Below are 12,930 nucleotides of genomic sequence, written 5' to 3' on the forward strand. Positions count from 1 at the left end.
ATTATCCGGGCGCATGGAGGTGTGTGCCCGTATGCTGAGGAGGACTTTATGGCAACTGTTGCCGCACCTATCGACGCTACGTCGACCGCCGCTTGGAAGGCGCTCGAGGCCCATCAGGAGAAGCTCGAGGCCGAGGGTATCGACCTCAAGGCCTGGTTCGCCGCTGACGCTGACCGCGTGAACAAGCTGAGCTTTGATGCCGGTGACCTGCACTTCGACCTGTCCAAGAACCTGGTGACCGATGAGACCGTCAAGCTGCTGTGCAATCTTGCCCGCGAGGTGAAGCTCGAGGAGCGCCGCGACGCCATGTTCTCCGGCGAGCACATCAACACCACCGAGGACCGCGCCGTCCTGCACACCGCGCTTCGCCGTCCGGCAAGCGAGAAGGGCCAGCTCATCGTTGACGGCCAGGATGTCGTCGCCGACGTGCACGAGGTCCTCGACCGCATGTACGCCTTCGCCGAGCGCGTGCGCTCCGGTGAGTGGAAGGGCGTTACCGGCAAGAAGATCGAGCACCTGGTGTCCATCGGCATCGGTGGCTCCGATCTGGGCCCGGTCATGGCCTACGAGGCCCTGCGTCCCTACGCCGACGCCGGTATCGACTGCCGCTACATCTCCAACATCGACCCCAACGATCAGGCCGAGAAGCTCCGCGGCCTGGATCCCGAGACCACGCTCGTGATCATCGTCTCCAAGACCTTCACCACGCTTGAGACCCTCACCAACGCTCGCGAGGTCAAGGCCTGGATGCTCGAGCAGCTCAAGGCTCAGGGCGCCATCGATGGCTCCGATGAGCAGAACGCTGAGGCCGTGGCAAAGCACTTCGTCGCTGTCTCCACCGCACTCGAGAAGGTCGAGGCCTTCGGCATCGACCCCGCTAACGCTTTCGGCTTCTGGAACTGGGTCGGCGGCCGCTACTCCGTCGACTCCGCCGTGGGCCTGTCGCTGATCGTCGTGCTCGGCCCCGAGCGCTTCCAGCAGTTCCTCGAGGGCTTCCATGCCATCGACGAGTACTTCTGCAACACGCCGCTCGAGAACAACGCCGTCGCGCTGATGGGCCTGCTCAACGTCTGGTACGTCAACTTCTTCGGTTCCAAGAGCCACGCCGTGCTTCCGTACTGCCAGTACCTGCACCGTTTCCCGGCCTACCTGCAGCAGCTCACCATGGAGTCCAACGGCAAGCACGTCCGCTGGGACGGCAGCGCTGTGACCTCCGATACCGGTGAGATCTTCTGGGGCGAGCCCGGCACCAATGGTCAGCACGCCTTCTACCAGCTGCTGCATCAGGGCACCGTGGTGGTCCCGGCCGATTTCATTGCCTTCGCCAATACCGCCAACCCCGCAACCGACAGCGGCCAGGATGTCCACGAGCTGTTCCTGGGCAACTTCCTGGCCCAGACCAAGGCACTCGCCTTTGGTAAGACGGCCGATGAGGTGCGCGCCGAGGGCACGCCCGAGCAGATCGTCCCGGCCCGCTGCTTTGAGGGCAACCGTCCGACGACCTCGATCTTCGGCGACACGTTGACTCCGTTCGCGCTCGGCGAGCTCATCGCCCTGTACGAGCACATTACGTTTGTCGAGGGCACGGTCTGGGGTATCGACTCCTACGACCAGTGGGGCGTCGAGCTGGGCAAGCAGCTTGCCAAGCAGATCACCCCGGCCTTCCACGACGATGCCGCCAAGGCCGAGCAGGACGCTTCGACCCAGGCGCTTATCGAGTTCTATCGCGCGCATCGCAAGTAGTCGCTGCTGTTAACGCATCGCGCCTTATAGTCAGGGGCCCGTATCCTATCGGATGCGGGCCCCTTTGCTTTGCCGTGGTCCCGGGGCGCACGGCCTTTGTGGAACATCGCCGGGGCGCCGCGCGCTGCGAGAGCCCTGCGCCTAGATCTCGGCCTCCGCATGGCCTCGCTGCGCCTCGGGCAGCTCCCCGTAGAGCGGATGGTCTTCGAGCCTAAAGCGCTCGACCTGTTCGGGGGTGCGACCGCGTACAAAGAGCCACGAGCGATCAATCGGCGTCGCCATGAGCGTGCTGGGCAGCGCGTCGGCGCGGTCGGAAAACACCCGGGCACTCTCGGGATCCTGGAACGCCAGCACCAGATGCGTGTCGCAGTTGCCCATGATGGAGCGTGCGCGTGCCTCGCCATAGAGCGCATCGAGCTGATTGGTCGACTGCAATAGCAGCGTTGCCCAGATGTTGCGGCTTCGGATAATCGAGAGCACGTTGTCGATCTGGGGGATTTGCAGATTTGCGAAGTCATCGAGCATAAAGCGCACGGGCACGGGCAGGCTGCCGTCGGGCTGCCTATCGGCTTCGCGAATGAGGCCCATAAACGCCTGCGTAATAAAGAGGCCGGTCAGTGGATCGAGATTGCGGTCAATATCGCTTACGGTTACAAACAGGGCGCAGGGGGTGTGTCCCATGGAAGCGAAGTCCACCTGATGGCATTCACGATAGAGCTGTGCCGCACCGTCGAATCCCAGACACATGACCTTTTCGGCAAGGATGCCGACGATGCTCGCGTGCATGCGCTCGGCATTTTGCGTAATGGCGTAGCGCCGCCATAGCGAGAGGGCATAGCTTTGGGGGTCGGTCGTGATCAGGTCGTCAAACAATCGACCCGTGGCACCGTCCTGCAGGTGCTCGATCAGCTTGATGACCGAGCTGATCGTCTGCTCGTCGACGGGTAGCTGTTCGGTGACGTAGGCGATAAGACACGACAGCAGGTTTGCCGCCGCATGATCCCAAAAAGGCTGGTTGTTGTCCTCGATGGGGCAGATGGCCTTTGCCACTGAGAGAATGTCCTGCTGGTTGGGCCTGCCGTCCGCCTTGCGGCGAATGTGCCTCAGGGGGTTGTAGCCGCAGCGCTCGATGCCGGGCGCAAGGGCCGGGACGGTGTTGAGGTCGGCGAAGTTGAGACATTGCACGCGGTAACCGTGGACTGCCAGCACGGGTCCCACTTCGCGACAGAGCGTGCCTTTGGTGTCGAGCACGATGTAGCTTGCGTTCATTTGCAGCAGGTTGGGCTTGAGGACGTTTCGGGTCTTGCCGGCTCCCGAGGGGCCGATCACAAGTGCGTTGTTGTTGAGTCCCGTTTGGCGGGTGTCGCAGGAAAGCGTTCGATCCTTGGCGAGGATGGTGGACGATGCGGACTCAGATGCGGCGAGGCGGCTGGCGAGGTTAGACATGGGCGACCTCATTGGTGGTCGAGAGGATTTCGTGGGCAAAGCCGAGCTCGACGGCGCGCTCGGCCGAAAGGTAGGTGTCTTTTGCAGTGAGGGACTGGATGCGCTTGGGCGTGAGGCCGCTGCGGTCCGAGAGGATTTGCGTGAGGGTCTTGCGGGTCTGCATGAGACGCCGGCTGGTTTCCTGCAGCGCAAGTGCCGAGCCGCCTGCCCCCTGGGGGATCAGCGGGTCGTGAATCATGATCTCTGCATGGGGCGCCATACGGCGATCGTCGCCGCCCATAAAGATCACGGCGCCCATGGACGCGGCGAATTCCAGGCAGACGGTGCGGATGGGGCACGATGCGAGGCGCATGGCGTCATAGATCGCAAGACCCGATCGCACGTTTCCGCCGGCGCTGGCGACAAATATGGTGATGGGGCGGCTGGGGTCGGTGGCATCGAGCAGGCGGATCTGCTGACATAGGTCGTGGGCCATCGGGGTTTCGATGTTTCCCATGACGGAGAGCTCGCGACGGGCGAGCATCTCATCGTAAATGCTGGTGAGCGTGATACCTCGGGCGGATTCACGCATGGTGAGGGGGCTGATGATGGGGGAATGATTGGTGTCCATGAGGACTCCTTTCTGTTGGTTGTGTTGTGGAATAGGATTGTTGCCCGCGGAGGGGCTGGCGGGCTACAGGGTTCGTCCGAGCCTGAGATCGAGCTCGGTTGTGGGGCAGGCTGCCTGTTCGTGCGGCTCGCAAGTGCCAAGGGCTCCAAAGCGATAGAGCGTTGCGGCGGGTGTGGTGTAGGCGAGCCGCAGCTGATGCTCGACAAGGGCACATCCGTCATTTTTGTAATGAGCCGCGTAGTACTGCGCGATGCTGGCGTTCATCTCGCTGCCATTGCGATGACGCTCAAACTGGCGTCTGCAGGTCTCGATGATCTTTGCTACCGACTTGGGTGCCGTCGCGGGAACAAGGGCGAGATAGCCCTCAAATAGCTCGTTGATGCTCAAGAGGCACAGCAGGTCGATCAGCGTCCTTATGGCTGCTCCCTCGGCGGAAAAGTGCGCGGTCATGCGGTTATATCGGTTGCGGTCGACGATGGCCGCATGGGGTCTTGGAGTTTTCTGCCCCGTGGTCCCGGGCTTTTGCCGCGCCTGTGTATTGAGCTCGACGTTGCAGCGCTTGAGGCCGTCCAACGGAAGGAACAGTGCGGTGCGCAGGGCGTTCCGCTTGCTTTCGAGTTCATGACGCTCGTCGGGTTCCCATTCGAGCTTGAGTTTCGTGTCGAGCGCCGTAAGCATATGGGCTAGGCAGCCTACGGTAAGAACGTACGAATCGTTGTCGCGTTTTGGGGCATAGGGGTCTGTCAGCTTGCGAATGTCGGGGTCGCCCATGATCTTTGTGCAGCGCTTCAGCAGTTGAGGGTGGTCGGTCAAGATCGTCGCGAGCGGTAGCGACGCGTAGTTCTTGATGGTCGCGGCGGCAAAGGCGGCGTCATATTCGTTTGCATATGCTCGCTCAATGCGGGCATCCAGAATGCTTTTCTTATCGCCGTCTTCAGCGTGGTGGTTTGTCATAGCTTCTCCAATCGGTTGATGTTCGTGCTGTTTGTTGATGTGTTGGTTGTCGTGAGTGGTGTGCTTGCCGTGGGTGATGTGCTGACGTTGGGGTGCTATGCGGTTTTCAATGAGCCCGTGAGGCAGTTGCTGCAGGGGCGGGATGGAACGGCCCATGCAAGGCGGAAGACATCGTGCTCAAAATCGAGACAGCAATGCCCTGGGTGCCTCACATGTGGCAGTTACCTCATTAAGTTGTCATTGCGTTTGGGGTTGTACTTTGCCGATCTTCTTTCTCTTACACGCTAAAACTCAAACTTCATATGCTCGATCTACTTAAAACCGCAACGGCGGTCTTTTTTCAACTTATATGTCGGAACGCGTCTTTGCAAGTACTTTTTTGCCTTTGTTTCAAATGGGGTGGTTTTGCAACCGCCATACGCGCGCTGTGCGAACGTGCCCCGGCTCGGATAAGATAGTGCGCGATAAAAACGATGCAAGGAGGCACATATGGCAATTAAAGCCATCGCAATGGATATCGACGGTACGCTCACCAACGACCAGAAAGTGATTAGCCCGCGTACGCGCGAGAAGCTGCTCGCGGCGCAGGAGTCGGGCATTAAGCTCATCTTGGCTTCGGGCCGTCCCGCATGGGGGCTGCACGCCTTGGCGCAGGAGCTCGACCTTCAAAACCATGACGGTCTGCTAGTCGCTTTCAATGGCGCGCATGTGGTCGACGCTCAGACCGACGAAGTGCTGTTCGATCAGGCTATGCCTGCCGACGAGCTGCACCGTCTGATTGATCATCTGCAAAACTATGATGTGATTCCCATGATCTCGCTCGGTCGCGACTTGCATGTCGAGGACTCGTATCACTGCATGATTACGCTGCCGGATGGCTCGCAGAAAAACATCGTCAAATACGAGCGCGATGCCTGCGACCTTAAGATCCGCGAGGTCGAGAGCTTGCATGAGGTCGTGGACACTTATCCCGTAGACAAGCTGCTGACGGCAGGCGACCCGGCATACCTGCAGGCGCATTACGAGGAGATGTATGCGCCCTTTAAGCAGACGCTTTCGGGCATGTTTACGGCTGACTGGTACTTTGAGTACACGGCGCCCGGCATCGACAAGGCTCGTGCGCTCGAGGGCGCCCTGCCCAAGCTCGGCATCGATGCCAGCGAGGTCGTATCGTTTGGCGACGGCCAGAACGACAAGTCCATGATTGAGTGGGCCGGCACTGGTGTTGCCATGGGCAATGCCGTCGATGAGGTTAAGGCTGTAGCCCAGATGGTGACCGCCAATAACAACGAAGACGGTATTGCGGTGGCGCTGGATAAGCTGCTGGGTTAGAATCGCCGATAATGCATGGTTCGGGCGCCTGCTTACAGGCGCCCTTTTGTTAGGGAGGGTGCCGTGTCCGCATTTCCGTTCGACGCCGTTATCTTTGACATGGACGGCGTGATTGTCGATACCGAGTATTACTACCTGGGCGAGACCGCAGCTTTTGCCAAGGAGCTTGGGTTGAACCTGACTCAAGAGGAATTGAACGGGCAGGTCGGTACTTCGCATCAGTTCTTCCTGCATATGCTGGTCGATTGGTTTGAGCGCGCCGGTAAGGGGCATTTCACTGGCGAGGAAGCGTTGGCCCGTTGGGACGAGTGGGCGCATAAGCGTCCGCGCGACTATCAGGCTTTGATTAACCCAGGCGCCGTGGATACGATTCGAGAGCTGCCGCGCCGTGGCGTTCGCGTGGCGCTTGCCAGCTCGTCTCCCATGGTTAGCATCAATGAAGTGCTCAATGCGTGCGGGCTGTCGGATGCCTTTGAGTATGTGGTGAGCGGCGAGCAGTTTAAGGAGAGCAAGCCCGAGCCCGACATCTACCTGCATGCGCTGGACCTGCTGGAACTGCCCGCGAATCGCTGCTGCTGCGTTGAGGATTCGGTGCCTGGCATCACTGCCGGCAAGCGAGCCGGCCTGACAGTCATTGCCAAGCGCGAGGAACGCTTTGGCTTTAGCCAGGATGCCGCGGACAAGATTATCGACCAGCTGCCCGATTTGCTGAAGCTTGTGTAGGGCCAGGGCGGCACGGCGGCCATTACGGCGATCTCGTTAGGACGAGAAAGGGACGGCGCTATGACATTCAACGTTAACGCTCTTGGGTTTGGCGACAACGTCGTCGACCGCTACGAGCATATCAACACAATGTATCCGGGTGGCAATGCGGTGAACTTTGCCGTGTATGCCAAGAAATGCGGAGCCGCGCGCTCCGCGTATATGGGCATCTTTGGTAATGACGCTGCTGCCGAGCACGTGATTGCGAGTCTTGAGGATGAGAACGTTGAACTAGCCAAATGCAAGCAGCTCATCGGTGAGAATGGTGCTGCGCGCGTGACCGTCGTTAACGGCGACCGTGTTTTCCTTGGCTCCAATGAGGGTGGCATCCGTGGTGATGCGCGCTATGTGCTCGATCGCTTTGACCTTGCGTACATGAAGCAGTTCGACGTAGTCCACTCGGGCAACTATTGCTTTACCGAGCGTGAACTTCCCAAGTTGAACGCTGCGGGCATCACGGTTTCGTTTGACTTCTCGGACGATTCGACCGACGAGTACTACGAGCAGATTGCTCCCTACGTTGACTTCGCATTCTTTAGCGCGGCAGACGCCGCGAGCGAGGATGAGATTCGCGAGCGTCTGGCATGGGTGAGGGGTCTAGGTCCGCGTTTCGTATCGGCAACGGCTGGCGCTGAGGGCTGCATTGCCTATGACGGCGAGCGTTACTACCGCCAACTGGCTAAACCGGTAACGGATATGAAGGACACCATGGGTGCGGGCGACTCGTTCCTGACTTCGTTCTTGATGTGCTATCTCGATTCTGTCAAGCGTGGCGAGGACAGACCTGTGGCCATTGAGTGTGCGCTCGATTTTGCAGCGGGTTTTGCCTCGACCGTGTGCGGTATGGAGGGCTCTTGGGGCCACGGAGCGCCGATTTTCGAATAGGTGAGCAGTCCCGGGGAGCTGTATTGGTGCCTTCCCGTGACTCGGTGGTCAAAAAAGCCAAATATGAGTACTGTGACTAATTTAGTCGCAGCAAAATCGACCCCTTCAGACGTGATTTGAGCGTTTGGAGGGGTTTAAGATTGCGAAAATGCAGGATGAGTGACTGTGAAAGTGTTAGTTAATGGACAATCGTAGATTATTCTGGTGGTCGGAAAGCTCGAAGTAATGTATCTATTTCGCTGGCAGTACTCATATTTGGCATTTTTTGCCCACCGGGGCTAGCGAAGGTCAAAAACAGAGCGCGCATTTGCTAAAACTGCTGACTCGATGCACTCTGCGTCGCAGTTTTTGAGTGAGGCAATGCGTTCTGAGGTCCTTGTGAGCGATCTGATGAGCGACTGCGCGCTTGTTTCTGTGTTTGGCTCGGCCGGCGCATCGGTCTCGAGCAGTAAACGGTCGAGTGGAATCTGTCGTGCGTATTCGCGTCCTCGTTTGGACGCGAGCATGCGTTCGTTGACGGAAAAATAACAGCCCGCATTACGCGCGCGGACGAGTTCGTCCGAAGTACCGCTAAACCAGTGGAAGATGATAGCGGGGGAGTCGGGGTTTGGGATGAGTAGTCCATGCGATTCGAGGACGTCCAGTACGGCTCCTGCCGAACGGACGGCGTGAATTGATATCACGCGCCCAGCAAGAGGATGCTGCACGAGCGCATCGCAGAGCCGGTTAAGTGCCTGTATTTGTAGCGGCTTACTTCCAGCAAAGCGCGCGGAAAAGTCGAGTCCGACTTCGCCGATGTAGCGCTCTTGGGCAGCAACTTCGCAAAGCAGATTGACTTCGGCAAAACCACAGTGGCCATCGGCGATCCACCAGGGGTGGAGGCCGACGCCCGCGATAATGTTTGGGTAGCGGCTGGCCCGCTTTTTTGCTGCCGTGAAGTCGCGTGGGTCGACCCCGCAATCAAAGACCACCAGCCCTTTAGCAGCAGTTTCGTCGGCAACAGCATTCGGGTAAGTCATCAAATCAAGATGGCAGTGTGCATCAATTAACCGGGGCTCCATCTCGGCGCGCTCCGCTAGTCCAAGCGCTGGCCATCGGCGCGTACGCGCTCGGTGCCGCGCCCGCTGATCTGGCGGATAACCTCGCCGGCAATCATCTGACCCATGATGGGCGGCATAAAGCTGGCGGTTCCCAGTTCGGTACGCTCGTGGATGTTGGAAGGGTCGCGGGGCTGTGTCTTAACCGATTCCTCGCAGCTAAACAGTACATGCAGGCTCTTGATTCCGCGCTTCTTGCATTCTTTGCGCATGATGCGGCTCATGGGGTCACGTACCGTATCGAAAATGTCGGCAAAGCGGAGACACTCGGGATGGAGCTTGTTGGCCCCGCCCATGGAGCTAACCAAACGGATGTCGTGGTCCTGAGCATATTTGGCAATGGTGAGCTTGGCCGAGATGGTGTCGATGGCGTCGACGACGTAGTCGAGCTTGCCGTCCGTCTGCTCCAAAACGCTCGCAAAGAACTCGTCGATGTTATCGCTCAACAGGTATTCAGTTCGCTTGATGACGGTGGCGGCAGGATTGATATCGTGGATCATGGCCTCCATCACGTCAACCTTGCGCTTGCCGACGGTGCTGTGAAAGGCGATGGCCTGGCGATTGATATTGCTGGGCGCGATGATGTCCTTATCCAGAATGACGAAATGTCCGATGCCGCCGCGGGCGAGTGCCTCGCAGCAGTTGGAGCCCACGCCTCCGCAGCCGAGCACTAGCACCGTAGCATCGGCGAGCCTATCGAGTGCCTCGCGGCCCATGATAATCTCGAGCTTGGTGTCGCGTGTCTCGATGGCGGCTGCGGCAGCGGTTTCGGTCATAAATATCCTCCGATGGGGAAGCAGGTCGTGTTTTAGCTATCGCCATTATAGGTAATCGCCCATAGGTTGCGATGGCGTTTGCTTTGATGTGGTTTGAAGCATTGCGATTAGATAGTTAGACAAACATCTAAATATTGAGTATAGTGTGCACGTCATGAGAGATGATGAGAGGAGGTCTTATGCCGGGAGAGGGTTTTAAGGCGCTTGCCGATCCAACGCGACGGCGCATTTTGGAGTTGCTGCGCGAGGGCAATTGCACGGCGGGGGAGCTTGCCGAGCATTTCGATATCAGTAAGCCGTCGCTGAGCCATCACTTGGCGACGCTCAAAAACGCCGGGTTGGTGATCGACGAGCGCCATGGCCAAAACATCGTTTACAGCTTAAACACCACCGTCATGCAGGACTTGATCGGTTGGTTTATGGGCTTTACAAACACGGAAGGTGATAAGGATGAATAACGAAAACAAGGGCATTCACCCCACGGGGGTATCGTCGCGCGTGTGGATTGCGCTGGTCGCTCTGTGCGTCGCCAATGTCGTAGCGCACCTCATGGTGATGCCGAGCTTGCCTGCGCAGATTCCCACGCACTGGGGCGCGAACGGCGCCGTCGACGGTTGGGGTCCTAGCTGGATGGCCTCCGCGCTCGGCGTGCTGCCTCTGGCGCTTCTCGCAATGTTCTGCGTGGTGCCGCGCATCGACCCCAAAGGTGAGGCATATCGAACCTCGGGCAAGTTCTATCAGGGCTTCGTAATCGCCTTCACCTTGTTCATGTGCGCCATAAGCTGGCTGGGAGAGCTTACGGTCTGGGGCGTGGTGCCGGCGGTCGGTTCGGTCAACGTGCTGATTTCCGGTGTTGTCGGTTTGCTGTTCATCGGCGTAGGCAACTACTTGCCGCGTGTGAAGCAGAACTATACGCTCGGTATCAAGACACCTTGGGCGCTTGCCGATCCCGAAAACTGGCGCCGTACGCAGCGTTTTGGCGGCGCCTGCTTTATGGTGCTGGGTGTTGGCCTGATTGCGATGGGCGTGGCAGGCAGCGTGCTTTCGAGTGAAGTCGTCGCCGCGGTGATTGCGGTTCTGGCGTTTGGTTCGGTTGGAGCCGTCTACCTCTACTCGTATCTGTTGTGGCGCAAATCGCAGCGAGCCGCTCGTTAAGGTTGCGGAAAACTAGCGTACGCAGTTCATAGTATGTTCCGGGGGACTTTTCCCAGGTAGTATTAGGGGGTGTGGGCAACCATGCCCCTTTTTCGTTACGTTTCAGAGCTGGTTCCCTCATTTTGTTTCCATTAAAGCGAAACAAAAATAGGGAAACAGCAGGTAGAAAGGATAAAACAGGCAAATGGCGGAGTTTATCTACCAGATGTATCAGGCTCGCAAGGCCCATGGCGACAAGGTAATCCTTGACGACGTGACCCTGAGCTTCTACCCCGGTGCCAAGATCGGCGTCGTGGGCCCCAACGGTATGGGCAAGTCGACCCTGCTCAAGATCATGGCCGGCATCGAGGAGGTCTCCAACGGCGATGCTAGGCTTACCCCCGGCTACACCGTGGGCATCCTGCAGCAGGAGCCGCCGCTCGACGACGACAAGACCGTCATCGAGAACGTGCGCATGGCATTTGGCGACATGATCGCCAAGGTCGATCGCTTCAACAAGATCGGCGAGGAGATGTGCGACCCGGATTGCGACATGGACGCCCTCATGGCCGAGATGGGCAAGCTCCAGGACGAGATTGACGCCGTCGACGGCTGGGATATCGATTCCAAGCTCGGCCAGGCCATGGACGCCCTGCAGCTGCCCGATTCCGACATGCCGGTCAACGTGCTTTCCGGCGGCGAGCGCCGTCGCGTGGCCCTGTGCAAGCTGCTGCTCGAGGCTCCCGACCTGCTGCTGCTCGACGAGCCCACGAACCACCTGGACGCTGAGTCGATCCTGTGGCTCGAGCACTTCCTGCACAACTACCAGGGCGCCGTTCTGGCTGTCACGCATGATCGCTACTTCCTGGACAACGTTGCCGAGTGGATCTGCGAGGTCGACCGCGGCCACCTCTATCCCTACAAGGGCAACTACTCCACGTATCTGGAGACCAAGGCCGCGCGTATCGAGGCACAGGGCAACCGCGACGCCAAACTCGCCAAGCGCATGGAGGCCGAGCTCGAGTGGGTACGCTCCAGCCCTAAGGCCCGTCAGGCCAAGAACAAGGCCCGTCTGGCTCGCTATGAGGAGATGGAGGCCGAGGCCCGCGCAAGCCAGAAGCTCGACTGGACCGATATCCGCATTCCCGTTGGACCGCGTTTGGGTAACAAGGTGCTCGAGGCCCATCACCTGCACAAGGAATTCGATGGTCGCGTGCTCATCGACGACCTTTCTTTCACCCTGCCGCGTAACGGCATCGTGGGCGTCATCGGCCCCAACGGTGTGGGCAAGACTACGCTCTTCAAGACCATCGTGGGCCTGGAGCCGCTGACTTCGGGCGAGCTCGAGGTGGGCGAGACCGTCAAGATTTCCTATGTCGATCAGAACCGTTCTGGCATCGATCCCGACAAGAACCTGTGGGAGGTCGTCTCGGATGGCCTGGACCACATGATGGTCGGCGAGACCGAGGTCCCCAGCCGCGCGTACGTGGCGAGCTTTGGCTTTAAGGGCCAGGACCAGCAGAAGCGCGCCGGCGTACTCTCCGGTGGTGAGCGCAATCGTCTGAACCTGGCGCTCACGCTCAAGCAGGGCGGCAACCTGCTGCTCCTCGACGAGCCCACGAACGATCTCGACGTCGAGACGCTGTCCTCACTCGAGGCGGCGCTGCTCGAGTTCCCGGGCTGCTCGGTGGTCATTAGTCACGACCGTATGTTTCTGGACCGCGTCGCCACGCACATCCTGGCGTGGGAAGGCACCGACGAGAACCCGGGCAACTGGTATTGGTTTGAGGGCAACTTTGAGGCCTATCAGGCCAATCGTATCGAGCGCCTGGGCGAGGACGCAGCCCAGCCGCATCGTATTCACCGCAAGCTGACGCGTGACTAATTTGTTACGCGGTTTTACCAAACCGCGTAACTACTCGACGCTGCGCGGGCCGCAAGCACCCCATCTTGCCGTTCAAACCGTCGCTCGCGTACCGAAGTACGCGTCGCTCCTCTTTCACGGCAACCTGGGGCACTTGCGGCCCGCTCGCTGTTGGTCACGAAACATCGATGAATGCTAATTCTAACAGTTTAGATAACAGGTGATGATTCGGGGACCGCAAGGCCCCCGAATGCTATGCTCTTCCCAGCCAAACAGAGAATTTGCCCGAGCGCCCACCCGGATCTTTGTTTGGCGACAATCCCTCCG

The 12,930-nt window shown here is 59.1% G+C and carries 12 protein-coding genes; 7 read left to right on the forward strand and 5 right to left on the reverse strand.

Annotation, left to right across the window (positions count from 1 at the left end; genetic code table 11):
* Nucleotides 1-48 precede the first annotated feature (48 nt).
* The gene (pgi, locus tag RX395_RS06545) at nt 49-1,743 is read left to right on the forward strand and encodes a glucose-6-phosphate isomerase (RefSeq protein ID WP_316366371.1); all 1,695 of its coding nucleotides are present in this window, start codon (nt 49-51) and stop codon (nt 1,741-1,743) included.
* A gap of 141 nt (nt 1,744-1,884) precedes the next feature.
* Here the strand turns inward: pgi and RX395_RS06550 are convergent, their stop codons facing one another.
* The 3 genes from RX395_RS06550 to RX395_RS06560 all read right to left on the reverse strand — a co-directional run bounded on the left by RX395_RS06550 (nt 1,885) and on the right by RX395_RS06560 (nt 4,753).
* Entirely contained in the window at nt 1,885-3,189 is a 1,305-nt protein-coding gene (locus RX395_RS06550; RefSeq protein ID WP_316366372.1) for a VirD4-like conjugal transfer protein, CD1115 family, read from the reverse strand.
* Nucleotides 3,182-3,799: an ATP-dependent Clp protease proteolytic subunit gene (locus RX395_RS06555; RefSeq protein ID WP_316366374.1), complete on the reverse strand. Its 618-nt coding sequence runs from the start codon at nt 3,797-3,799 to the stop codon at nt 3,182-3,184. The genes RX395_RS06550 and RX395_RS06555 overlap by 8 nt, the downstream gene beginning before the upstream one ends.
* A gap of 63 nt (nt 3,800-3,862) precedes the next feature.
* Complete coding sequence (locus RX395_RS06560; protein ID WP_316366376.1) at nt 3,863-4,753, reverse strand: hypothetical protein; 891 nt, start codon at nt 4,751-4,753, stop codon at nt 3,863-3,865.
* Between the two features lie 489 nt (nt 4,754-5,242).
* Here RX395_RS06560 and RX395_RS06565 point away from each other — a divergent pair, with 489 nt between their 5' ends.
* The 3 genes from RX395_RS06565 (at nt 5,243) to RX395_RS06575 (ending at nt 7,732) form a co-directional block, all read left to right on the forward strand.
* Entirely contained in the window at nt 5,243-6,085 is an 843-nt protein-coding gene (locus tag RX395_RS06565) for a Cof-type HAD-IIB family hydrolase (RefSeq protein ID WP_040358373.1), read from the forward strand.
* 63 nt (nt 6,086-6,148) lie between these two features.
* A complete protein-coding gene (locus tag RX395_RS06570) occupies nt 6,149-6,808 on the forward strand; it encodes an HAD family hydrolase (RefSeq protein WP_316366379.1) in 660 nt (219 codons plus the stop codon).
* Nucleotides 6,809-6,868: 60 nt separating this feature from the next.
* A complete protein-coding gene (locus tag RX395_RS06575) occupies nt 6,869-7,732 on the forward strand; it encodes a PfkB family carbohydrate kinase (protein ID WP_316366380.1) in 864 nt (287 codons plus the stop codon).
* Nucleotides 7,733-8,010: 278 nt separating this feature from the next.
* On the opposite strand, the gene RX395_RS06580 is transcribed toward RX395_RS06575, so the two are convergent.
* Together RX395_RS06580 and RX395_RS06585 are read right to left on the reverse strand one after the other, a co-directional pair.
* A complete protein-coding gene (locus RX395_RS06580) occupies nt 8,011-8,793 on the reverse strand; it encodes a TatD family hydrolase (RefSeq protein WP_316366382.1) in 783 nt (260 codons plus the stop codon).
* A gap of 14 nt (nt 8,794-8,807) precedes the next feature.
* Nucleotides 8,808-9,605: a tRNA threonylcarbamoyladenosine dehydratase gene (locus RX395_RS06585; protein WP_316366384.1), complete on the reverse strand. Its 798-nt coding sequence runs from the start codon at nt 9,603-9,605 to the stop codon at nt 8,808-8,810.
* Between the two features lie 179 nt (nt 9,606-9,784).
* On the opposite strand from RX395_RS06585, the gene RX395_RS06590 reads away from it, so the two are divergent.
* From RX395_RS06590 to ettA, 3 genes are all read left to right on the forward strand, one after another.
* Nucleotides 9,785-10,063, forward strand: a complete 279-nt coding sequence (locus tag RX395_RS06590) for an autorepressor SdpR family transcription factor (protein WP_147333359.1) — start codon at nt 9,785-9,787, stop codon at nt 10,061-10,063.
* Complete coding sequence (locus RX395_RS06595) at nt 10,056-10,760, forward strand: SdpI family protein (protein ID WP_316366387.1); 705 nt, start codon at nt 10,056-10,058, stop codon at nt 10,758-10,760. The genes RX395_RS06590 and RX395_RS06595 overlap by 8 nt, the downstream gene beginning before the upstream one ends.
* A 184-nt stretch (nt 10,761-10,944) precedes the next feature.
* Entirely contained in the window at nt 10,945-12,624 is a 1,680-nt protein-coding gene (gene ettA / locus RX395_RS06600) for an energy-dependent translational throttle protein EttA (protein WP_316366388.1), read from the forward strand.
* Nucleotides 12,625-12,930: the final 306 nt, after the last annotated feature.

The organism is Collinsella aerofaciens (genome assembly GCF_032584215.1).
In the GTDB taxonomy this organism is placed as follows: domain Bacteria; phylum Actinomycetota; class Coriobacteriia; order Coriobacteriales; family Coriobacteriaceae; genus Collinsella.

Bases quoted from the DNA above. Each gene is read 5' to 3' on its own strand.
- pgi (WP_316366371.1), top strand. From the start codon at position 49: ATGGCAACTGTTGCCGCACCTATCGACGCTACGTCGACCGCCGCTTGG.
- RX395_RS06550 (WP_316366372.1), bottom strand. From the start codon at position 3,189: ATGTCTAACCTCGCCAGCCGCCTCGCCGCATCTGAGTCCGCATCGTCC.
- RX395_RS06555 (WP_316366374.1), bottom strand. From the start codon at position 3,799: ATGGACACCAATCATTCCCCCATCATCAGCCCCCTCACCATGCGTGAA.
- RX395_RS06560 (WP_316366376.1), bottom strand. From the start codon at position 4,753: ATGACAAACCACCACGCTGAAGACGGCGATAAGAAAAGCATTCTGGAT.
- RX395_RS06565 (WP_040358373.1), top strand. From the start codon at position 5,243: ATGGCAATTAAAGCCATCGCAATGGATATCGACGGTACGCTCACCAAC.
- RX395_RS06575 (WP_316366380.1), top strand. From the start codon at position 6,869: ATGACATTCAACGTTAACGCTCTTGGGTTTGGCGACAACGTCGTCGAC.
- RX395_RS06580 (WP_316366382.1), bottom strand. From the start codon at position 8,793: ATGGAGCCCCGGTTAATTGATGCACACTGCCATCTTGATTTGATGACT.
- RX395_RS06585 (WP_316366384.1), bottom strand. From the start codon at position 9,605: ATGACCGAAACCGCTGCCGCAGCCGCCATCGAGACACGCGACACCAAG.
- RX395_RS06590 (WP_147333359.1), top strand. From the start codon at position 9,785: ATGCCGGGAGAGGGTTTTAAGGCGCTTGCCGATCCAACGCGACGGCGC.
- RX395_RS06595 (WP_316366387.1), top strand. From the start codon at position 10,056: ATGAATAACGAAAACAAGGGCATTCACCCCACGGGGGTATCGTCGCGC.
- ettA (WP_316366388.1), top strand. From the start codon at position 10,945: ATGGCGGAGTTTATCTACCAGATGTATCAGGCTCGCAAGGCCCATGGC.